Consider the following 21,140-nt stretch of genomic DNA (forward strand, 5'->3'; position numbering starts at 1 on the left):
GCTGACGACCAGCAAGAAAGGACCAGCAGCCAGACCATCCTCGCGCGCACTCTCAAATGATTCCACGAATCAATCCTCGCGCGCATCTTGACATGATTCCTCGGGCCCCCCGCGTTGCCTCACAAGAAACCCCCGCGTTGCCTCACAAGAAACCTCCGCGTAGCCCTCTGCGTTGCCGGACGCGAAAATGAGGGTTGGTGTGCACTTTGGCAGCGTGCCGGAGTGATCTGACGTCGTTGGCGGCAGGTCGTCTTTGCTGTCGGCGGTCACGTGGCTGTCGAGGCTGAGACCCGAGACCAAGTGGTGGCCGGAGGCGACCGAAAGGGCCGGAGAGAACGACGAAAGTCGCCTCCCCGGCCCCGATACTGCCCTGCGGAATACCTACTTCGCGGGCTCCGTGATGATGCTGCTCTGCAGCGTGACCGCGGTCTGGGCTAGCAGTCGGCCGTTGATCGATGCGCCTGTGTTCATGGCGATAAGGGTCTTACTCAGGATGGTGCCCTCGAAGTGGGCTGTGGTGCCGAGGGTCACGGAACCGGCGGTCTGCCAGAACACATTCTTGGCCTGAACGCCGCCCGTGAGGATCACGTTCTTGGCCGGCGCCTCGGAGATATTTCCCGCGATCTGGAAAATGAAGACGTCGTCAGGTCCACCAGCGAGTTTGACGTCGTTGGAGATAGAAACGTCGGTGCTCCACTTGTAGAGGCCGGGCTGGAGGGTGCGCCCACCGATCTCGCCGGCGCCGAGGTTGACGAAGTCGGGGTTCGAGCGCCCGGCGGCGTCGGTGTATGCGATGCCCATGTCGCCGATGGCCGTGGTGAGCATGGTGGCATCCGTCACCTTGCAGGCCGGGCCACCGGCGTCTACCGAGAAGATCGTGCCGGTCACCTCCGGGCAGGTAAGCAGGATGGCTGCACCCGTGATCGGGCTCGCCCCGACGTTGCCGGTGACGACAGATGAGGGGACATCCGTCACGCCAGTCTGCGACAGGATTGCGAACGTACCGGCAACTCCGAGCGCAACGGGCGCTTGGGGGAGCGGGCCTGCGACGGCGGATGCGCCGAAGCCGGCGGTGCCGATTCCCACGACGGCGACGGCGACGGCGGCGGCCAGGAGGCGTTTGCGCGAGGCGGATAGCTGGTGGAATTTGGTCATGGTGTGTTCCCTCCCTACGGACCCACAAGGTGCGGGTCCAGGCGGGTCCGCAGTGGGTGCGGTCGCCGATGCTACACATCGGGTTTCGGGGTGTTGGCCGGGTCCGTCCCGGCAGAGTTCACCCAAAAGAGAGAGGCCCCCCGGTCCCCCGAAAACAGACGTCCACCACGCACGAATTTGCGCGCCCCACGGGACCGGTTCCACTTAATCTAATCTGTCTACCCCAATATAGGAGGGACACTACCCTGTGTCAATGGAACGACAAGACTCCCGTAAAGTGCTCGCAAAATGGGGTGCGAGTCGGGAGATTACGAAGAAGGCAAAGTGTGCGAGGTTGGGCCCGTTGGTCGCAACGACTGGATGCTGAAACCGACCAGGAATGGTGCCCAACTTGTCGGCCTGTCGGGGACCAGGCCCGGGCCGTTGCTCCACAACTCGATTCAGGTGAGTAAGGCCGGAGATGAGCATGAGAAGACGCGCGTCTCCGACAAACCACGCACCCCTTACCAGCGAGTCCCTGCTCAGGGATCCTCACCGACACGAAAGCTGCCGAGCTGGCCCGAAAGATCAACGCGATTCAACCTCGCCTCTTGACATGAGGCACTACCCCACTTTCAAGTGGTCTACCTAGGCGTCTAGTCGTGCCAATGCTGCGCCCAAAAGCACTGCGACAGACGGCTCTGCGGCCAAGATAAATTCCTTGCCTGCCGCGTTATTCCCACGGCCTTTTACCGTCGCCCCAGCCTCTCGGGCAATGAGTGCGCCGGCTGCGTGGTCCCACGGATTCAGGCTGCGCTCGAAGTACGCGTTTACGCGCCCGGATGCCACCATGCAGAGGTCTAGTGACGCCGTGCCCATGCGGCGAATGTCGCGCACTTGGGAAAGCAGCCCTGCAATCACCTGGCCTTGCTCAACGCGCATTTCTTCTAGATAAGAGAATCCTGTGGCGACGAGGGCCTCAGAGAGGTCCACTGCTTCCGCGACCTGCAACCGCTCACCGTCGAGAAACGATCCTCCCCCGACACTCGCCGTGTAGGTCTCACGAGCGCCCGGATTCACTACCGCACCGGCAAGAGCGCGCCACGTTGCGGGGTCGGGTTCTCCCTCAACCACCGCAACACTGACGGCATAGTGCGGGATGCCGTAGAGATAGTTCACGGTGCCATCGATCGGGTCAACCACCCAGGTCAGCCCGCTCGTGCCGACGGATGCGCCACCCTCTTCTCCGAAGAAACCATCGTCGGGGCGCGCTTCGGCCAGCAAGATTCGGATGAGCTGTTCGCTTTCGCGATCGGCGTGGGTTACGACATCCACCGATGAAGTTTTGCGATCAGCGACGGCAACACCTTCGCGGCGACGGCGGGCGACCATGTCAGCGGCTTGAGTTGCAACGCTGGTGGCAAGATCAAGAAGTTCGGTGTGAGGCATGCCTTAAGCCTAGGGCGAGCCAGCGTGCGTGCGTGCCGCAACTAGGCACCCAACGCCCGAGTGGGCTACGCGGATGGCGCAGCACTGTTCCGCTGCTAGTGACGATGATGTAAGTGGTGGCGAGTGAGGGATTCGAACCCCCGAATGCGATGCAGTCTGATTTACAGTCAGATCCCTTTGGCCACTTGGGTAACTCGCCGAGACGCCTCCGGCCACATGTATTCATCTGACCGAACGCGCTGAACCAGAATACAAGGAATCCGAGCACCGTGTGACCACATCGCCAAAAGCTGGCAATGGGAGTTCTGCACGCTGCGCGGGTAACATGGGCGCATGGCTGATTCCTCGTTTGACATTGTGAGCAAAGTTGACCAAATGGAGGCGGAAAACGCCGTCAACCAGGCACAGAAGGAGCTCGCTCAGCGCTACGACTTCAAGGGCGTTGGCGCCTCGGTGGAGTGGACTGGCGAAAGCCTCCTCCTGAAAGCAAGCTCCGAAGATCGCGTAAAGGCCGTTCTTGAGGTGCTCGAAGCCAAGTTCATCAAGCGCGGAATTTCTTTGCGCAGCCTTGACGCAGGTGACCCTTTCCCCAGCGGCAAGGAGTACCGCATCGAGATCAGCCTCAAGAACGGCATCTCGTCTGAAGATGCAAAGAAGATTTCGAAGATCATCCGCGACGAGTCCCCTAAGACCGTGAAGTCGCAGATTCAGGGCGAGGAGCTGCGTGTGCAGTCCAAGAGTCGTGATGACCTTCAGGCGACGATGGCGCTACTGAAGGGCAAGGACCTCGAAGTCGCCCTCCAGTTTGTGAACTTCCGCTAACAGCCTCCCCCAGCGTGGATATCTTCCTGCTGATTTTTGCGGCAACCCTCCTGGTTGCGGTGCTCTTTTCTGCGCTCGCAGGGCGCACGGTGCTGTCAGCAGCCGTGTTGTTCTTGGTTGTGGGGTTCGTGATTGGCTCAGAGACTACGGGCATCCTGAACTTCGATTCCACCTCAGAAGAGGTCTCGACGATCGCGGAAATAGCTCTGTTCGTAGTGCTGTTCACGGATGGTATGAAGATGGGCTGGCCGGACCTGCGCAAGGCGTGGCGGCTTCCCGGTCGCGCCCTGGGTTGGGGTTTGCCGCTCACTCTCGGTATCACGGCAGTGCTGGCGCACTACCTCGTGGGTCTCGACTGGCCTTCCGCGTTGCTGATTGGCGCAATTCTGGCGCCCACTGACCCGGTATTTGCGGCGGCGCTTGTCGGCGACAAACGGGTACCTCAGCGTCTGCGCCAACTGCTCAACGTTGAGTCTGGCGTGAATGATGGTCTCGCCCTGCCATTCGTTGTGGTGTTCTTGGCGGTCAGTTCTGGTGCGGAAGATTTGCACTTGGGCGAGCTGGGGCTTGAGTTGCTCGCCGGCACCGCGATTGGCATTGCGGTGCCGTGGCTTGTAATCAAGGCATTGCACACCAAACTGTTCGCCGCCGCCGGTGTGTTCGAGCCGATCGTGCCTATCGCGATCGGGTTGCTCGTCTTTGCTCTCTCGATCACCGTGCACGCCAACCTGTTCTTGGCAGCGTTCGCCGCCGGTGTGACGGTAGCGACCGTCGGACAGAAAGAGCGCGAAGCTTTCGAGGAGTTCGGCGAGATCATTTCCGAACTGCTCAAGCTGCTTGCCCTCATGATCTTCGGCGCACTGTTGTCCTTTAAGTTTCTTGGCGAGATCGAGTGGACCGGATGGGTTTTCGCGATCCTCGCGCTTCTCGCTGCCCGGCCCGCAGCGCTCTACATCTCGTTCCTCGGCTCCGGGCTCTCTATGCGCGAGCAACTGGCCGCGATGTGGTTCGGCCCCAAGGGGTTCGCTTCGGTGGTCTACGTGCTCGTCGTCGTCACCGCGGGCATCCCTGAGGGAGATCTGATCTTCCACCTCGTCGCCCTCACCATTGCGCTGTCGATCATCGCCCATTCATCGACGGATGTGGTGGTCGCCCGGTCATTCAGTAGGCCAGATGAGACGCCGGCGTGGCAGGGGCCGCCGATCAACAACGGGTCCCCACCGTCTAGCTCCTGAGCGGGCCCTAAAGCTGGCTAGACTTCGAGCCATGGACGTCGGCGGCATCACCATCAATTTCACAACCATTGTCGCCGCTGCTCTTCTCTTGCTCGACTTCACGATTCGAGTGCTTTCACTCATCTACGTGCCCCGCAATCGCCGGCCGCAAACTGCGATGGCGTGGTTGCTGGCGATATTCTTCCTCCCGTATGTCGGCATCCTGCTGTTCCTGATGCTCGGCAGCCGCAAGTTGCCGAAGGCTCGCCGCGACAAGCAGAACGAGATCAACGACTTCATCCTCGACTCCACCGAGGGCATGGATCAGGTCAGGAGAGATCAGCCATGGCCATCGTGGCTTGAGCCTGTGGTTGAACTCAATCGCACCCTCGGCGCCATGCCGCTGGTTGGTGGAAACTCGGCCAAACTTTATTCCGAGTACCAAGAGTCACTGGACGCGATGACCAAAGCCGTCAACGAGGCCACAAATTATGTGCACGTTGAGTTCTATATTCTCAGTCTCGACTCCACCACCGCGCCATTCTTCGATGCGTTAGAGGCGGCACACAATCGCGGTGTTCGAGTTCGCGTGCTGCTCGACCATCTCGCGTCTCTGCGTGCTCCCGGCTACTTTACGACCATTCGTCGCCTGAAGCACATGGGCGTGCAATGGCAGGTAATGCTTCCCTTGCAGCCACTGAAGTGGAAGTTTCAGCGACCGGATCTGCGCAACCACCGCAAGCTGCTCGTCGTCGACAACAAGCTCGCATTTACGGGTTCGCAGAACATGGTGGATTCCGCGTATAACAAGCGTGTCAACAAGAAGCGCGGCCTCGAGTGGAAAGACCTCATGGTGCGCTTTGAGGGCCCCATCGTTGCCGGAATTCACGCGCTCTTCATCACCGACTGGTACAGCGAAACCGACGAACTATTGGTGCGCGAGGGCTCGCTAGCGCCTCCGTCGGCAACCGAAACTAACCTCGATGCTCAAGTTGTGCCGAGCGGCCCCGGCTTTGAGGGCGAGAACAACTTGCGCCTGTTTAACTCGCTGCTCTATGCCGCTCAGGAGCGCGTGATCATCACGAGTCCCTATTTTGTGCCTGACGACTCGATGCTCTACGCCATCACCACAGCAGCCCAGAGTGGTCTCGACGTGCAGTTGTTCGTTTCTGAAGTTGGCGATCAGGCTCTGGTTTACCACGCGCAGCGCAGCTACTACGAGACACTCCTGCGTGCTGGAGTAAAGATCTGGCTCTACCCGTCTCCGACAGTGCTGCATGCCAAGCACTTCACTATCGACGATCAAGTCGCAGTCATCGGATCAAGCAACATGGACATGCGCTCGTTTAGCCTCAACCTCGAGATCTCGGTCATGGTGCGCGGAGCCGAATTCATCGCAGACATGCGCGAACTCGAAGGTCAGTACCGCAGCGTCAGCCGCGAGCTCACTCTCGAGGAGTGGATGGAACGCCCGCGACGCACCAAAGTGCTCGACAACATCGCACGACTTACCGCAGCTGTTCAGTAGACCAGGTCGGCTGAATAGGCCAGCGGCGAGTCACGCCCGGCGCAGTTGAGCTAGTTGGCGCAGCGCTAGCTGCTGCCGGAAGCTATCGATGCGACAATCATCTCGTCGCGATCGACCAGCTTGATGCGCGCACGGCCCTCGGGCTCCCCCAGGGCGATTTCGCGGGCATCCAACCGCTGCCAGCCTTGCAGGTTGGTGTACTCAACGTCACGGCTCTTAAGAAGGTCGACAACGGCCTGCTCTTCTGGATGTTCGGGGCTCCACCAGTTGGCCTGGTCATTCATGACGTGCTTGATGGTTTCCATCGCGTCTGACTTGGTGTGGCCGATGAGGCCGACAGGTCCGCGCTTGATCCAACCGGTAGCGTAGACGCCGTGAACGGGCTCGTCGTTGTCGTCGATGACCTGACCTTCGCGGTTAGGAATCACACCGCGGTGGTCATCGAAGGGGATACCGTCGAGCGGCGACCCGAAGTAGCCAACAGCGCGATAAAGGCTCTGCACCGCAACCTCGCGGAACTCGCCCGTGCCGACAACCCCGCCCTGTCCGTCTGGCTTGGTGCGTTCGTAACGGAAGCCTTCAACACTGTCAGTGCCGAGGACCTCGACGGGGCCAGCGTAGAAGTGCAGGTGCAGGCGTCGTGACGCCGTGCCCTTCTCCAGGCCGCGCCACTTGGTGAAAATGCGGTCGAGCACCATAATCTGCTTGTTCGACTCGATCGCTGCTTTCGAGGCTTCGTCGTAGTCGAAGTCTTCTTCGTAAACGATCAGGTCGACGTCGTCGAGCTCGCCGAGTTCGCGCAGCTCTAGCGGGGTGAACTTCACCTGCATCGGGCCACGACGACCAAACACGTGCACGTCGGTGACGGGGCTCGATGTGAGGCCGTCGTAGACGTTGGCAGGGATCTCCGTCGGCAGAAGGTCATCTGCGTGCTTAGCGAGCATTCTGGCGACGTCGAGCGCAACGTTTCCGTTGCCGATGACCGCAACCTCTTTCGAGTCAAGTGTCCACTCGCGGGGAACATCGGGGTGCCCGTCGTACCAGCTGACGAAGTCGGCAGCACCGTGGCTGCCAGGCAGATCGATTCCGGGGATCGGCAGCGGAGCATCTTGAACCGCACCCGTCGAAAAAATCACGGCGTTGTAGTGCTTCTTGAGGTCGTCGAGCGTGATGTCGCGCCCATAAGTGACGTTGCCGAAAAGACGGATGTTGCCGGTGTCGAGCACGTCGCGCAGCGCATTGACGATGCCCTTAATGCGCGGATGATCGGGGGCAACGCCGTAGCGCACGAGACCATACGGCGCCGGCAGCTGCTCGAATAGGTCGATCGAGACCTCAAACTGTCGTTCTGCTTTCAGCAGGATGTCGGCAGCATAGATTCCGGCGGGTCCTGCACCAACAATGGCGAGTCTGAGCTTGCTCATCGGCTGTCGTTTCCGTTCTTCTCTATGCGCGCGGGCGCGGGTGGCGTACTAATTGGAGCGCTCGACGATGCTATCGGCGAAACGCGTGAGGGCCTTCTTTACGGGGCCCTCCGGCAGAGGCGCAAGAGCTTCTACGGCTTCGCGACCCCAACGACGAGCCTCTTCCAAAGTCTTCTTCGTGACCGCGTGCTCACGTAGTTCGGTCACCGCGGCATCAAGTGCAGCCTCGTCGCCCTCACCATAGAAGTTGGCGTTGACGTCGCGCTCGATGCGAGTGAGCAGGTCTACAGCATCGGTGTCGGTCACTGCGAGTTCACGGAGGTATAACAGCGGGAGCGTAGCAACGCCGCTGCGCAGGTCAGTGCCGGCCTTCTTGCCTGTCTTGTCGGTCTCGTCAGAGAGGTCGATGACATCGTCGATCAGCTGGAAGGCAACACCGATCTTCTCGCCAAAGTCGCGAACGGGCACCGTGTACTCGTCGGGGGCATCAGAGAACATGACGCCGACCTCAGCCGCCGTAGCAATGAGTGAGCCGGTCTTGTCGGCAAGAACCTGAAGGTAGTGCTCAACAGCGTTCTCGCCGGGCTTCGGGCCCAGAGTTTCGTGCAATTGGCCCAGGCACAGTCGCTCGAACGTGTTCGCTTGCAAAAGAAGCGCATCTTCGCCGAGGCCCGCAACGAGCTTGCTTGCCCGAGCGAACAGCAGATCGCCCGTAAGGATTGCCACAGAGTTGCCCCACACCGACTGAGCGCTCGGAACACCGCGGCGCAACTGCGCCTCATCCATAACGTCATCGTGGTAGAGCGAAGCCAGGTGAGTGATCTCTACTGCCTGAGCCGCCGTGACAACATCAGCGTTGTTGCCACTGCCCAACTGAGCCGTGAGCAGAGTGAGCACGGGGCGCACGCGCTTGCCGCCAGCTTCTAGCAGGTAGCGGCTCGTGGCATCCGCAATCTCGTCGGCAAAAGTCATGTGTGCAAGGAGGCCCGCCTCTACCTGCTCAAGACCCTCCTCGATGGCAGCAGCGAATCGACGCTCGTCGCTTGAGGCGAAGAGTTTTTCGCCCAGCCCCAACGAGGAACTCAGGGTGTTGCTGCGGCGAGCAGACGGAACGCTCGGGTTCACTATCAACCGATTTCTTTTGCGAAGCGCTAGGGCTTCGGTTTGGCGTTTTTGATGGTCTTGATGGGCCGGGTGGCGAGGTCTTTGCGCTTGGCAACCGACGCCAGCACCGTCTCATCGACTGGCTTGTGGCCGCGGTGCATAGCAACAATGCCCGCAGTGAGGTTTCGGTGAGCAACCCTGGTGAACCCGGCAGCCCGAATCCACTGACTTAATTCGCCCTGATCTGGCCACTCACGAATCGACTCAGCAAGATAGGTGTATGCCTCGGGGTTAGAGCTCGTGCGATCAGCAATGATCGGCATCACGCGGTTCAAGTAGGTGAAGTAGCCGGCGCGCACAATGGCAATGGGTGGCTTGGAGAATTCGGTGATCACAAGACGACCGCCCGGCTTCACAACGCGGAACATCTCCGAGAGTGCCACACGAGGGTCATTGACGTTGCGCAACCCAAAGCTGATGGTTACCGCATCGAACTCGTTGTCTCCAAACGGGAGCTTCTCAGCATCGCCCTGCACGAACTCGATCTTCTTGTGACGCTTGCGGGCCTGCTCAACCATGCCTGTGGAAAAGTCGAGCCCAACAACTCTGGCGCCATTGCGGTGAAGAGCCGCCGAACTTGTGCCGGTGCCCGAAGCAATATCGAGGATGCGCTCGCCAGCCTCTGGGGCAACAGCACGCACCGTTGCAGCCCGCCAAAGTACTGCGTTTCCCGCCGACAAAACAGTATTTGTGCGGTCGTAGTGTTTTGCGACACCATCGAACATCCCGGCCACGTCGTCCGGTCGCTTGTTCATGTCAGCCTTACCCACCCCATCAGTCTAGGGCGCTCAGAGCCGATGCTCACTTTCCTCGCCGCAACTGACAGGTACTCTGATACCTGTGAGGCACTATTGGGCTACAAAGCCGCCCGTTCCCGGCACCAAAATCGACGTTCGCGATGACTAGTCCGCGCGAACCGCTCACCGCTGTTACGCGCCCAAGCGCGTCGATTGGCAGCATCCTCGACTGGATCGCCCCCGACTATCCCCTCGCGTTCGTTCGCGACGGTGAGGGCATCGTGGGAGTCGGCGAACTGCTTCGACTCGAATTCCGAGGCGCCGACCGATTCACCAACGCCGCAGCGGTCTGGAGTGAACTCTCACGAACCGCGATCGTGCACGACAGCGTGAAACGTGCCGGCACCGGCCTCGTCGCACTCGGCAGCTTCGCGTTCGCCGACTCGTCTGCGGCTGTGAGCGTGCTCATCGTTCCGCGCCTCATCCTTGGCAGCCGCGACGGCATTCACTGGGTCACCTCAATCACCGTCGGCGAAGTCGGCAGACTCCCCACCACCACGGATGATCTCGCCACTATCCCGCGCCCAGCCCATGGTGCACCCGTGCACATTTCGTTCGCACCAGGAGAGACAAGCCCCAAAAGTTTCACCAGCACCGTCAAAGCTGCACTGCGCGAGATCTCCCAATCACACGCAGCAAAGATTGTGATCGCCAGGGATCAAGTCGCCACCCTTCCCGCAGGGACTGACCTGCGCGTGCCCATCGAAGCCCTCGCCGGCCGTTACCCCGACACCTTCACCTTCGCCGTCGACGGCCTCATCGGCTCCAGCCCCGAAACTCTCGTGCGGGTGGACAACGGCAGCGTCAGCGCCCGCGTACTCGCGGGCAGTGCAGCGCGCGGTGACGACCGAATCTCCGACGGGCGAGCCGCTGCAACCTTGGCGAGCTCACCCAAAGATCAGCAAGAACATGCGCTTGCGCTTGCCAGCGTCATGGATGCCCTGCAGCCGTTGAGCAATGAGCTGGTTGCGGCATCTGCCCCGTTTGCGCTGCAGCTGCCGAACCTGTGGCATCTCGCGACCGACATCGAGGGGCAATTGACGGAGCGCTCAAGCGCACTTGACCTCATCGAAATCCTGCACCCGACAGCGGCAGTCGCGGGCACACCCACTCCAGCAGCGATTCGGATCATCGACGAGTTCGAAGGTTTCGATCGCGGTCGCTACGCCGGGCCGGTTGGCTGGGTCGATGCAAATGGCAACGGCGAATGGGCTGTGGCTCTGCGCTGTGCCCAAGTCGACGGCACGCGCATCACCGCATATGCCGGTGCAGGCATTGTCGCGGGGTCGGATGCGCAGCGCGAGCTCGCCGAGACCGAACTGAAGTTTCGGCCCATCATCGAAGCGTTCGGCTAGCTTGCGGAATCGCGCTCGTCAGCCGAAGTCCACACATACCCATCGCGGGCGGCCTGCTCTCCGCTAGCAGCTCCCTGCGCGAGCATGACAGCACCATCAATCGGGTCTCCGACTGGGTCACGGAGTGAAGCGTCAGGAAGACTGCCCGTTAACGTCTGCTCGAAGCTTTCGCGCAGCAGTGTGCGCGCACGAAGCAATGCGCCGGTGCCGGCGACCACATGCGGAAGATCAGTCCCAAGCGCCGCGATTGTGCTGCGCGCTGCAGACACCCCAGCGGCAACGATAATTTCCCTGGCAGCACGATCTCCTCGTTCGGCGAGAGCAAGCAGGTCAGGCACAAACTCTGCGAGTACGCCCGCCCGGTCGTTGCGCGTGTAAAGCTGTGCTGGCCACATTGACGGGTCTCCGTAGCGCTGGGACGCTGCGGCCAGAATCGCCGTGCCATCATCATCAACACCGTCGTGGGCGAGGATCGCGACCGAGAGAGCGCGCATACCAATCCACGCTCCGCTACCACGATCCCCCAAGAGGTGCCCCCAGCCGTCGACTCGCCGCCAGACATCATCACTATTCGAACCGAATGCGATCGCGCCTGTACCCAATGCACAGATTGCTCCAGCCTCTCCACCCAACGCCCCCAAATGCGCGGTCACCGCATCGATCGCGATAGCAACCGCTGGAGGTTCTGGAGGTTCTGGATTGGAACTTTTCGAGCCCTGCTGCAGGTGAGTGACAACCTCACGAATGCTGCTCACCACATCCTGCGGGCGTGCGACCAGAGTTCCGAGACCGGTAGCCCCAACCCCAATGCCGCGCACGCAGACAAAATCATCGGGCCACACCGCAGCAGCGCTACCCAGCAAGGTCGCCACCAGCTCAGTTAGCGAACTCCCCGCTGAAGTCACACTGATGCGCTCCCCCGTGAGAATTCGGCGTTCCCCCGCCGCAGTGCGCAGCAGAACACGACTGCCGGAACCCCCGACATCGATGCCCAGAACTGTCGTCACTTACTCATGCCCGCTGTCAGTCCAGAAACGATCTGCTTAGTCGCAATCAGGAAAACGACGACCAGCGGAATCGTGGCGAGGGTCAGCCCAGCGAACAACGTCGCCCAATCGGTCTGATATTCGCCGAAGAAGCGGGTGATACCCACGGGAAGAGTGTATTTATCTTGGTCGCGGATGAGGATCAGAGGGTAGAAGAAGTCATTCCAGACCGGAACGAACCGGAATACGATCACCGTTGCAATCGCCGGACGCACGAGAGGCAGATGCACGCGCCAAAATGTGGCAAACGGGCCGGCCCCATCAAGACGAGCTGCCTCATCCAATTCGATCGGAAGCTGACGGAAAAAACTGGCGAGCACGAAAGTTGAGAACGGAATACCCAGTGCGCCATAGATGAAGATCAAACTCCACAGATTCGAGGTGAGACCGAGCGAATCGAGCATGAAAAACAACGGCAAAATAGCCAAATAGACGGGAAGCATCAGGCCAGACAGGAACAGTCCCTCGAGTCCCATAAAGAACTTAGATTTGGTGCGAGCGAACGCATAAGCGGCCAACAACGACACGGCGGTTGAGAGCAACACTGAGCCGACGGTCACGAACACCGAGTTGACAAAGTAGGTCTCAAACGAGGCCGTAATCCACGCTTTCTGGTAGCTCGAAAAGTCCGGAGGGAGCGGCAGCCCGAGAGGTTGGGTTGCCATGTCTTGAGTTGTGCGCAAAGAGTTCGACACCATGAGCAACAAAGGTGTGATGGAGATCGCGGCGTAAAGCCAGAGGAACGAGCTCGACGCGAGCCCCCCGAGCGTTGGGCGCCGGGGCGGTCTAGGGGCACTCGGCGGTGGCGGTGCAATAGTTTCAGTGCGATTCACGAGCACTCGAGTGAGGAGGGACATTAGAAGATCTTCCGTTCTGCGCGCCGCATGAACCAGGTAATGAACATCGCCACTCCGAAAATGAAGAGGAACAGGAGGGTTGCGATTGCCGAGCTTGTGCCAATCGCGTTCGATGATCCCGATTCGAAGGCGGTCCGGTAGAACAGCAAGCTCAGCACATCTGTGGCTCCGGCCGGGTTACCCATCGAACCACCCAGAGCGTAAGGAATAGGAAAGGCTTCCATCGCTCCAATGAATGTCAACACGCTCACTGTGCCAATTGCGGGCACGAGCATGGGAAACGTGATCGTGTAAAACCGCTGCCATGCGGTAGCGCCATCGAGCGATGCAGCTTCGTTAATCTCTTCAGGAATGCCGCCGAGGGCTGCCCCATAAAGGAGCACCGGAAACCCAACCCACTGCCATGCGGTGACGAAGACGACAACCCATATTGCTGTGCTGGGATTGCCTAACCACGGCTGGGCGGCATCGCCCAGGCCCACCGCGCGCAGCGTGGCGTTCACCGGACCAAACAGAGGTGAAAGCATGAGCGACCATAGGTACCCAATCACCAAAGGCGAAACAAGGTAAGGCATCGTGATCATGGTCTGAAAGAACCGTTTGAAGCGCTTGCGACGGTGCAACAAGGAAGCGAGTGTCAACCCAATCGTGTTCTGGAAGACCATAGCCCCAGCGAACAAGAGGATGTTGTGGAAGAAGGCATTCGGAATATCGTCGCGATACGGCAGTTTTGTGAAGAGTGTGACGTAGTTGTCAAACCATACAAACTCACCGCGGTTGATACCGGTCCACCCGAAGAATGAGTAGCTCAACGCGGTAAAGAGTGGGTAGGCAATGAATACTACAAACAGCAGTAGCGCAGGAAGGACGAAGACCATGCCCGTTCGCCGTGACAACTGAATGCCGGTGCGAGTGGGGCCTCGGCGTGGTCGTAACGTGGTCGTGGTCATGGTCTCCGTCGTTCCTGTTATCTACGCTGTGCTAGTTGTGCGACGTTATTCGCCTGGTGTGAACCACTGCGAAATACCCTCTTGAAGCGTGGCCGCAGCGCCAGCTGCATCCGTGTCGCCCAAGAACATTCTCTGCACCTGCGTGCCGAGGACTGCTGTACCAAGAGGTTCTCCGTAGCGGAAGTCAACGAGCAGCAAATACGGAGCCTGACCGGCTTCGTAGTTGGTCCACGCTTCCTGCATGACGGCGTCACCGTAGGTGACTCCCGGAATCGCGGAGAACTGGTTCAGTTCGTCGGCGACGAGTTGTCCGAATTCTGCGGTCGCGAGCCAATTGAGCAGGGTAAACGCTGCGTCCTTGTTCGTCGATGCCGAGTTGATGGCAAAGTTACCATCCGAGAATCCGGGGCTGACCGGTGTATCCGACACTGCCTGGGGAGGCAGCGGAACCTGGTAGGAGCCGAAGTCGAGATCGGGGGCTTGAGTGCGGAAAGTTCCGATCTCGAATGATCCACCAGGGAACTGCGCTGCCTGTCCAGAGGTGAACTGAATCTGGCTGTCGGTGTAGCTTACGCCCACCACATCCGGAGTCATGTACTTCTCAAGATCACTGATGATCTGCAACGAAGCGACATAGTCGGGGTCGTTGAAGTCGGTAGTACCCGCGAGCATCTTGGCCTCGAACTCAGACCCACCGTAGCGCGCGCTTCCGACGATGTCTGCGAAGATCGGCAGCATCCAGTCGTCTTTGGCACCCAGTGCCATCGGCGTGATATCTGCGGCGTTGAGCTTGTCGTTCACCGAGATGAACTCATCCCACGTCGTCGGTACTGACAGGCCTTGTTCCTTGAAAATGGCCTTGTTGTAGAACATCTGCAGCGTCTGTGTTGCTAGCGGCACCGCGTAGGTTTTTCCATCAGCTTTTCCCTGAGCTCCGGCAATCACGCTGGGGGCGATGGCATCGAGGCCATCAACCTTTCCATCGATTGGTTCGAGCTGTCCCGCTTCGATGTTGGGCTGGAGCTGCCCGTAGGCGCGCACCATGGGCACATCAGGGCCGTCGCTGCCGGCAAGACCGGTGGTCAGAATCTGATTGTATTCAGTGTTCTGGAATGCCTCGAACTCGACAGTGATTCCGGGGTTTTGTTCCTCGAAGATGTCGAAGATTCGATTGTATGCCTCGATGTCTTCGGTGCGCCACGACCATACTTTAAGAGTGGTCTCGTCGCTAGTGGTCGTGTCACCTCCCGAGCTGCTCGGTGCACATGCGCTGAGCGCCAAGGCGGTCACGGCTGCGATAGCCGCTATGGTGAGGATGCGTCGCCTCATTATCTCTCCTTTGTGATATGGGTGCTGCAGGTGTGGAATTGTGAAGAAGGGGTCGACGATCAGCGTGCGGATGCCGCAGCAAGCGCATCGCGCACAACACCGCCATTGCTGTTAAGCAGGCTGCGTGAATCATCAATAGTTGTTCCGGCAATTGCCGCGATTATTGCTGTCTTCAGTTCGCCTTCGGAATCTGCGAGCAGTTGTTGTGCTTGCTCTTCATCAAGGTCGGCAGCGTCTTGAAGGATACGGACAGTGCGATCGCGGAGCTTCTCGTTGGTGGCAACGACGTCGACCATGAGATTCGACCATGTGCGCCCCACAGCGATCATGAGGGCCGTGGAAAATCCGTTGAGAGCGAGTTTTTCGGCGGTGGCCGCTTTAAGTCGCGTTGACCCAGTGAGTACTTCTGCACCGGTATTGAGCACGACGTTCACATCGGAGAGGTGAGCCAAGCGCGCGTGGGGATTGCTGGAGATCAGCACCGTCGTCGCGCCGATTGTGCGGCCCGCAGCGAGAGCACCGCCCACGTAGGGGGTGTTTCCGCTTGCGGCAAGTCCAATCACAACGTCACCCGATGCAACCTCTGACGCGTCTAGGCGCCCTGCCTCTTCGGAGTCTTCGGCATCTTCAATCGCGTCAACGAGCGCGACATTACCGCCAGCGATGTGGGCGACGACGCGGCCCGCCTCGAGGTTGAAAGTGGGCCGGAGTTCTGCTGCGTCGAGAACCCCGAGGCGGCCCGAGGTGCCTGCGCCGAAATAGTGAACGGTACCACCAGCGCGAAAACAGGTGGCGGCGATGTCGACAACGCCCGCGATTTCGGGGAGCGCATCCGCGACCGCATCGACGGCGACCCGATCTTCGCAATTGAGCATGTGGAGTATTTCAAGGTGCGAGAGGGCATCAAGATTGCGAGAAGATTCGAGGCGCTCTTCGGTCGGTGAGAGCATGAGATCGCTGTCTCCTGGTCTTTCAATGAGCGGGGGTGATGGGGCCATTGTGCCGAGTTGTCCTTCGCTGAAACGGGGTGTCGACCCAGTATGCATAATATTGTCGCTTTTCCAAAGCTTTTCGGCTATTTTTATCAAATGACCTTCCTCCCCACCGCTTCGGTATCGCAAGTGCGCGCGCTGGAAGCCGCGGTGCTACCACTGCTCGATGATGCCCAGGCGCGCGGAATCTTCTCCGCAGCCGCTGTGGTCGTCGCGACCGACGGAATAGTAAGCGAGATCTATAGCGGAACAGTTCGAACTTGGGACACCGCAGAACGCGCGGCAGCCATCTCATGGCCCGCGACTGACTGCGATACCCGCTTCGACTTAGCCTCAGTGACAAAACCAGTCGTCGCGGCAGCCTTCCTCGTCGAATTAGAGGCACGCGGCCAATCCTCTGAGCTGCTCGTCAGTGAACTGCTGCCCGAGTTTGCAACCGGCCCTCTCGCCCGTGTGACAGTGGCAATGCTTCTCGGACATACCGCCGGGTTCTGCACCGAATGGCTGAGCCGCCACGATGGCGCGTCGATAGCGCAGTTTCGTGCCGACGAACAAGAGACAGCCGCACATCCCGGCCATCAGTACTCCTGTGTCGGCTACATCTGGGCCGGTCTTGCGCTAGAGGCACTCGCTCAGCAGTCCTTGGCTGAGGTGCTGAAAGCGCGAGTACTTGCCCCACTCGCCATGACCCACACCGGCTTCCACCCGCCGATCGAGTCGCTCGGTCAGATTGCTGCAACCGAATTTCAGGGCAACCGCGGACTCGTCCACGGCGAAGTTCACGATGAGGCGTCGTGGACTCTCGGCGGCGCGACCGGCAACGCCGGACTCTTTGGCACAGCGCGCGATGTGATGTTGTTCGCCGAAGCACTGCGCACTGGTCTCACGACGCAAGGCACCATCGCGTTCTCACCGGCGGTACTGGCCGCGCTGAGAACCCCCATCAGCACAACGACAGCGGTGGGGTTCGGGCAAGCGCTCGGTCCTCGTGTTAACGACTCTTGGTCGCGGGCGTTCGGCTCCACCGTACTCAGCCATACCGGCTTCACAGGTACCGCTTTCGCAACCCAGCTTGATGGCCGTCGTTCGGTAGTATTCTTCACAAATCGTGTCCATCCGACGCGTGCATCCACCGCAGTGCTCGAACTTCGCGAGCGCATCGCAGAGATCGCAGCCAGAATCGAGGAGCAGCCGTGAACGATGCACTAGTCACCCTTGAGCAGCGACTGCCCAGCCTGAGCAAAGCTGAACGGCGCGTCGCAGAAAGCGTTCTTGCGCGACCCGCGCTCGTCGCCGAATCCACCATCACACACCTCGCTGAACTGTGTGAAACGTCACCGGCGAGCGTCGCTCGCATGTGCCGCGCAGCCGGTTTCGCCGGTTATAAAGAGTTTCGGATCGCGGTTGCCGCGGCCCACAGTCGTGAGCAGACAACTCGCGAGTTCTTTCGGGTAGACGACGCCGAGATTTCGTTGAATGACTCGATCGCCGACCTGGTATCTAAGGTGGCATATCAAGAGACTCGCGCGATTGAGGAAACTGCTCGCGGCATCAACCTCGATGCGCTCGACCAAGTGGCCTGTGCCATCGCAGCAGCCCCGCGCATCGACATTTTCGGTGCCGGATCAAGTGGCCTGACCGCGCAAGACTTGCAACTCAAACTGCACCGCATCGGCATCCCCGGCTTCTGTTGGTCTGACGCGCACCTCGCACTCACCTCAGCCGCGCTCTCGACGCCCGGCAGTGTCGCAATCGGCATATCGCATACCGGCGCGACCCTCGAAGCGAACCAGCTTGTCGAACTTGCGCGGAGTCGAGGCGCGACTACCGTGGCGATCACCAACCACCCGAACTCTCCCCTTGCCGCCAAAGCTGATCATGTTCTGACCACCTCTGCCCGCGAATCAGGTTTTCGCACCGGAGCCATGTCGAGTCGTCTCGCTCAGATGGCAATCGTTGACTTTCTTATTGTGCTGCTTGTGCAACGCGACTTCTCGGGGACCAGCCGGCACCTGCGTCGCACCTACGACGCCATACAAGGCCACCGCATCGGTGACACTCCGGCTTCCCATCACCACTGAAAGCACTATGTTTCCCAGTACCCCATACGCAGCAAGCACGGCTCAGCCGAGCCCTCTAGGGCCCGCAGATCGCGCCCTACTGTCACCGGCAAACGAGGAACTTGCTCGTGGGCTTCGCGGAGTTATTGCAACAGCTTCCGTGACTTCCCCGGCATCAAACGTCGCCACTGGCAAGAACAAGCACTCCAGCAGCACCGCTGATGTGCGTGTTTCCGCCTTCGAGCGAATCGTTGCCAGTGTCGATGCCTCACATTTTATTCTGATTCCTGATGCGATTGTGACGGCACAATCAATCGGCGACGTCGCCGCGGTGTTCCGCTACGCGCGCGAACACCGCACGGGCGTGACGCTGCGCTCAGGGGGCACGAGCCTTTCAGGCCAAGCCAGCGGATCCGGCATACTGCTCGACACACGTTCGGCTTTTCGCCGAATCACCCCCAATGCTGATGGCACACGGGTGAGTGTCGAACCGGGCGCGACAGTTCGCCAAGTCAATGCCCGTTTGCTTCGTCGAAAGCACAAGCTCGGCCCTGATCCTGCCAGTGAGATCGCGGCGACGATCGGTGGCGTCATTGCGAATAATTCGAGCGGAATGGCGTGTGGGGCACACTCCAACAGCTACCGCACCATGAACAGTCTCACCTTTGTGTTGCCGAGCGGCACAGTCATCGACACGGCCGCGCCAGGTGCGGACGCAGCCCTCGCGCACTCCGAGCCAGAGCTTCACGCCGGACTCGCTAGTATCCAGAACCTCCTCGCCACCCGCGATGACCTGCGAGCAGAGATCGAGCGTCAGTACCGTGGCAAAAACACGATGGGTTACGGGCTCAATTCTTTTCTCGACTACACCGCACCAGTCGACATCTTGGCTCATCTCATGGTGGGATCCGAAGGCACGCTCGGGTTTGTAGCGCTCGCAGAGTTCGAAACCGTGCCGATCGCCCCGCACATCGCCACCGCGCTGGTGCTCTTTGAGACCCTCGATGCTGCCACGCGCGCCCTGCCGGCCCTCGTGGAATCAGGAGCGGCAACGCTTGAACTGATGGATGCCGCATCCCTGCGCGTAATCCAGGAAGATCCAGCCTCGAGCGACATCGTTCCCGAGATCAAAATCACGACACAAGCTGCGCTGCTGATCGAGTTTCACGCAAAAAACGACGCAGCGCTCGATGACCAACTAGTGGTGGCGTCCTTAGCTCTCAGCGCTGCGGGCGCTCCTCAGATGCTGCCAACGCGCGACCCTGCTGAGCGTGCTCGACTGTGGCACACCCGAAAAGGCCTCTACGCCACGGTCGCGGGCGCGCGACGACCGGGAACGACCGCGTTGCTCGAGGATATTGCTGTTCCCGTCGACGCTCTTGCCGAGACGTGTGCGGCGCTTCAACGGCTTTTCGCACGGTATGGCTACGACGACGCAGTGATCTTCGGTCACGCCAAGGATGGCAATATCCATTTTCTCCTGACCGAAGATTTCAGTCACGAAGCGGCAGTGCAGCGCCAGCATGATTTCACCGAGGATCTCGTGACGCTCGTTCTTGCGACTGGCGGAACGCTCAAGGCGGAGCACGGCACGGGACGAATCATGGCTCCCTTCGTTGAACGCCAATTCGGCTCGGAACTCTACGAGATCATGAAAACGGTGAAGCGGCTATGCGATCCTACCGGGATTCTCAACCCTGGAGTGCTGCTCGGATCATCTCCCAGTTCTCACCTTGAGCACCTAAAATCGACCCCCCAGGTTGAAACCGAAGTTGATCGCTGCGTTGAGTGCGGCTACTGCGAGCCCGTGTGTCCCAGCAAAGACCTCACCCTGACTCCTCGACAGCGCATCGCAGTTCGTCGAGCACGATTAGCCGCCCGAAACCGCGGTGACAACGCGCTTGATCTCGAACTCGGGGTGGCCGAAGAATACTCATCGATAGAGACCTGTGCCGCCGACGGCATGTGTCAGACTGCCTGCCCCGTGCTGATCAATACCGGCGATCTCGTGCGCCGACTCCGCCAAGAAAGCGCTCCCCGCCCGCACCGCACTATCGCCGCTCGGGTCGCTCGGGCGTGGGGTCCCATCACTCGCGGCGCATCAATCGCGCTTTCGATCGCCAAACTCTTGCCCACGCCAGCAATCACTGCGGTGACCCGCATCGGTCGGAACCTGCTCGGACGCGATACGGTCCCGCTCTACACGTCAGACCTTCCTGCCGGTGGCCTTCGCCGTAAAAGTGCCACCAGCGAAGAACCACAAGCAGTGTTTTTTTCGGCGTGCGTTGGATCGATGTTCGGCAGCCAAACCAACGGTGCCGACTCGGCCGGGGGCGCCGCCGCAGCGTTCCGAGCGCTCAGCGCACGAGCAGGAATCGCCTTGGCCACTCCGGCACCCATCGAGGGGCTGTGCTGCGGTACACCGTGGAAGTCAAAAGGGTACGCGGACGGTTACACGACGGCGATTACCCGCACGGTCGACGCTCTTGTTGCAGCCTCCGACCATGGACGCTTACCGATCGTTTGCGACAACTCCTCCTGCACAGAAGGGCTAATGCTTGCCGTGCGCACTCGCGCTGCAGAGCTCGGAGCCACCGCCCTCACAATCGTCGATTCCGTCGACTTTGTCGCAGAGCAGCTACTGCCCCATCTGACAGTCGCCGCGCCACTAGAGTCGATCGCGCTGCACCCCACGTGTTCCAGCACACAACTGGGTTCCAACCCGAGCCTCATGGCAATCGCCGCAACCATCTCACCCCAAGCAATTGTTCCTGATGCGTGGGGGTGTTGTGGATTTGCCGGAGATCGAGGCATGCTGCACCCCGAACTGACCGCCTCCGCGACAGCGGATGAAGCGGCCGAGATCGCGCTCAATACGTACGAGGCGTACGCATCCTGCAACCGGGCCTGCGAGATCGGCATGACTCGAGCTACCGGACACGACTATGTGCACATCATCGAACTGCTGGAAAAAGCAACAAGACCTGGCAGCTCCCCCGCAGAAGACGGCAACAATTAA

At 60.1% G+C, this 21,140-nt stretch carries 17 protein-coding genes and 1 tRNA gene; 7 read left to right on the plus strand and 11 right to left on the minus strand.

The genetic code is table 11. The features are described from left to right. Nucleotides 1–381: 381 nt before the first annotated feature. The 3 genes from ABD112_RS10390 to ABD112_RS10400 all read right to left on the minus strand — a co-directional run bounded on the left by ABD112_RS10390 (nt 382) and on the right by ABD112_RS10400 (nt 2,782). Nucleotides 382–1,155, minus strand: a complete 774-nt coding sequence (locus tag ABD112_RS10390) for an ice-binding family protein (protein WP_343925620.1) — start codon at nt 1,153–1,155, stop codon at nt 382–384. 627 nt (nt 1,156–1,782) lie between these two features. Beyond that, nucleotides 1,783–2,583 (minus strand): inositol monophosphatase family protein, encoded by an 801-nt coding sequence (locus tag ABD112_RS10395; protein WP_343925622.1) that lies wholly within the window; start codon nt 2,581–2,583, stop codon nt 1,783–1,785. Nucleotides 2,584–2,697: 114 nt separating this feature from the next. Further along, nucleotides 2,698–2,782 (minus strand) — tRNA-Tyr (locus ABD112_RS10400). Between the two features lie 134 nt (nt 2,783–2,916). On the opposite strand from ABD112_RS10400, the gene ABD112_RS10405 reads away from it, so the two are divergent. Genes ABD112_RS10405 through cls form a run of 3 tightly spaced genes read left to right on the plus strand, consistent with a single transcriptional unit; the run spans nt 2,917 to nt 6,147 of the window. Beyond that, nucleotides 2,917–3,405: a YajQ family cyclic di-GMP-binding protein gene (locus ABD112_RS10405; protein WP_343925624.1), complete on the plus strand. Its 489-nt coding sequence runs from the start codon at nt 2,917–2,919 to the stop codon at nt 3,403–3,405. 14 nt (nt 3,406–3,419) lie between these two features. Continuing rightward, the gene (locus tag ABD112_RS10410) at nt 3,420–4,640 is read left to right on the plus strand and encodes a cation:proton antiporter (RefSeq protein ID WP_343925626.1); all 1,221 of its coding nucleotides are present in this window, start codon (nt 3,420–3,422) and stop codon (nt 4,638–4,640) included. 31 nt (nt 4,641–4,671) lie between these two features. After that, a complete protein-coding gene (cls, locus tag ABD112_RS10415) occupies nt 4,672–6,147 on the plus strand; it encodes a cardiolipin synthase (protein ID WP_343925628.1) in 1,476 nt (491 codons plus the stop codon). A 65-nt stretch (nt 6,148–6,212) separates the two neighbouring features. On the opposite strand, the gene ABD112_RS10420 is transcribed toward cls, so the two are convergent. From ABD112_RS10420 to ubiE, 3 genes are read right to left on the minus strand one after another with little or no spacing between them, the layout of a single operon-like run. Then, nucleotides 6,213–7,571 carry an FAD-dependent oxidoreductase gene (locus ABD112_RS10420; RefSeq protein ID WP_343925630.1) on the minus strand — a complete coding sequence of 453 codons (1,359 nt, stop codon included), beginning with the start codon at nt 7,569–7,571 and terminating at the stop codon, nt 6,213–6,215. A gap of 48 nt (nt 7,572–7,619) precedes the next feature. Then, nucleotides 7,620–8,696 (minus strand): polyprenyl synthetase family protein, encoded by a 1,077-nt coding sequence (locus ABD112_RS10425; protein ID WP_343925632.1) that lies wholly within the window; start codon nt 8,694–8,696, stop codon nt 7,620–7,622. A 26-nt stretch (nt 8,697–8,722) separates the two neighbouring features. Then, nucleotides 8,723–9,490, minus strand: a complete 768-nt coding sequence (ubiE, locus tag ABD112_RS10430; protein WP_343925843.1) for a bifunctional demethylmenaquinone methyltransferase/2-methoxy-6-polyprenyl-1,4-benzoquinol methylase UbiE — start codon at nt 9,488–9,490, stop codon at nt 8,723–8,725. Between the two features lie 143 nt (nt 9,491–9,633). On the opposite strand from ubiE, the gene ABD112_RS10435 reads away from it, so the two are divergent. Then, on the plus strand, nt 9,634–10,887 hold the full coding sequence (locus tag ABD112_RS10435; protein ID WP_343925634.1) for an isochorismate synthase: 1,254 nt from the start codon (nt 9,634–9,636) through the stop codon (nt 10,885–10,887). Here ABD112_RS10435 and ABD112_RS10440 read toward each other — a convergent pair. Genes ABD112_RS10440 through ABD112_RS10460 form a run of 5 tightly spaced genes read right to left on the minus strand, consistent with a single transcriptional unit; the run spans nt 10,884 to nt 16,067 of the window. Beyond that, complete coding sequence (locus ABD112_RS10440; RefSeq protein ID WP_343925636.1) at nt 10,884–11,894, minus strand: N-acetylglucosamine kinase; 1,011 nt, start codon at nt 11,892–11,894, stop codon at nt 10,884–10,886. The genes ABD112_RS10435 and ABD112_RS10440 overlap by 4 nt on opposite strands. Next, nucleotides 11,891–12,790, minus strand: a complete 900-nt coding sequence (locus tag ABD112_RS10445) for a carbohydrate ABC transporter permease (protein ID WP_343925638.1) — start codon at nt 12,788–12,790, stop codon at nt 11,891–11,893. Before ABD112_RS10445 ends, ABD112_RS10440 begins: the two co-directional genes overlap by 4 nt. Beyond that, entirely contained in the window at nt 12,790–13,740 is a 951-nt protein-coding gene (locus tag ABD112_RS10450; RefSeq protein ID WP_343925640.1) for a carbohydrate ABC transporter permease, read from the minus strand. Before ABD112_RS10450 ends, ABD112_RS10445 begins: the two co-directional genes overlap by 1 nt. A 45-nt stretch (nt 13,741–13,785) precedes the next feature. After that, nucleotides 13,786–15,069: an ABC transporter substrate-binding protein gene (locus ABD112_RS10455; RefSeq protein ID WP_343925642.1), complete on the minus strand. Its 1,284-nt coding sequence runs from the start codon at nt 15,067–15,069 to the stop codon at nt 13,786–13,788. Between the two features lie 59 nt (nt 15,070–15,128). Then, complete coding sequence (locus ABD112_RS10460; protein WP_343925643.1) at nt 15,129–16,067, minus strand: N-acetylmuramic acid 6-phosphate etherase; 939 nt, start codon at nt 16,065–16,067, stop codon at nt 15,129–15,131. Between the two features lie 90 nt (nt 16,068–16,157). On the opposite strand from ABD112_RS10460, the gene ABD112_RS10465 reads away from it, so the two are divergent. The 3 genes from ABD112_RS10465 to ABD112_RS10475 all read left to right on the plus strand — a co-directional run bounded on the left by ABD112_RS10465 (nt 16,158) and on the right by ABD112_RS10475 (nt 21,140). Further along, nucleotides 16,158–17,258 carry a serine hydrolase domain-containing protein gene (locus ABD112_RS10465; protein WP_343925644.1) on the plus strand — a complete coding sequence of 367 codons (1,101 nt, stop codon included), beginning with the start codon at nt 16,158–16,160 and terminating at the stop codon, nt 17,256–17,258. Further along, nucleotides 17,255–18,142 carry a MurR/RpiR family transcriptional regulator gene (locus tag ABD112_RS10470; RefSeq protein ID WP_343925645.1) on the plus strand — a complete coding sequence of 296 codons (888 nt, stop codon included), beginning with the start codon at nt 17,255–17,257 and terminating at the stop codon, nt 18,140–18,142. Before ABD112_RS10465 ends, ABD112_RS10470 begins: the two co-directional genes overlap by 4 nt. A 139-nt stretch (nt 18,143–18,281) precedes the next feature. Beyond that, nucleotides 18,282–21,140: an FAD-binding and (Fe-S)-binding domain-containing protein gene (locus tag ABD112_RS10475; protein ID WP_343925647.1), complete on the plus strand. Its 2,859-nt coding sequence runs from the start codon at nt 18,282–18,284 to the stop codon at nt 21,138–21,140.

Origin of the sequence: Rhodoglobus aureus, assembly GCF_039527955.1 — a bacterium.
In the GTDB taxonomy this organism is placed as follows: domain Bacteria; phylum Actinomycetota; class Actinomycetes; order Actinomycetales; family Microbacteriaceae; genus Rhodoglobus; species Rhodoglobus aureus.

Bases quoted from the DNA above. Each gene is read 5' to 3' on its own strand.
- ABD112_RS10390 (WP_343925620.1), bottom strand. From the start codon at position 1,155: ATGACCAAATTCCACCAGCTATCCGCCTCGCGCAAACGCCTCCTGGCC.
- ABD112_RS10395 (WP_343925622.1), bottom strand. From the start codon at position 2,583: ATGCCTCACACCGAACTTCTTGATCTTGCCACCAGCGTTGCAACTCAA.
- ABD112_RS10405 (WP_343925624.1), top strand. From the start codon at position 2,917: ATGGCTGATTCCTCGTTTGACATTGTGAGCAAAGTTGACCAAATGGAG.
- cls (WP_343925628.1), top strand. From the start codon at position 4,672: ATGGACGTCGGCGGCATCACCATCAATTTCACAACCATTGTCGCCGCT.
- ABD112_RS10420 (WP_343925630.1), bottom strand. From the start codon at position 7,571: ATGAGCAAGCTCAGACTCGCCATTGTTGGTGCAGGACCCGCCGGAATC.
- ubiE (WP_343925843.1), bottom strand. From the start codon at position 9,490: ATGAACAAGCGACCGGACGACGTGGCCGGGATGTTCGATGGTGTCGCA.
- ABD112_RS10435 (WP_343925634.1), top strand. From the start codon at position 9,634: ATGACTAGTCCGCGCGAACCGCTCACCGCTGTTACGCGCCCAAGCGCG.
- ABD112_RS10445 (WP_343925638.1), bottom strand. From the start codon at position 12,790: ATGTCCCTCCTCACTCGAGTGCTCGTGAATCGCACTGAAACTATTGCA.
- ABD112_RS10450 (WP_343925640.1), bottom strand. From the start codon at position 13,740: ATGACCACGACCACGTTACGACCACGCCGAGGCCCCACTCGCACCGGC.
- ABD112_RS10455 (WP_343925642.1), bottom strand. From the start codon at position 15,069: ATGAGGCGACGCATCCTCACCATAGCGGCTATCGCAGCCGTGACCGCC.
- ABD112_RS10460 (WP_343925643.1), bottom strand. From the start codon at position 16,067: ATGGCCCCATCACCCCCGCTCATTGAAAGACCAGGAGACAGCGATCTC.
- ABD112_RS10465 (WP_343925644.1), top strand. From the start codon at position 16,158: ATGACCTTCCTCCCCACCGCTTCGGTATCGCAAGTGCGCGCGCTGGAA.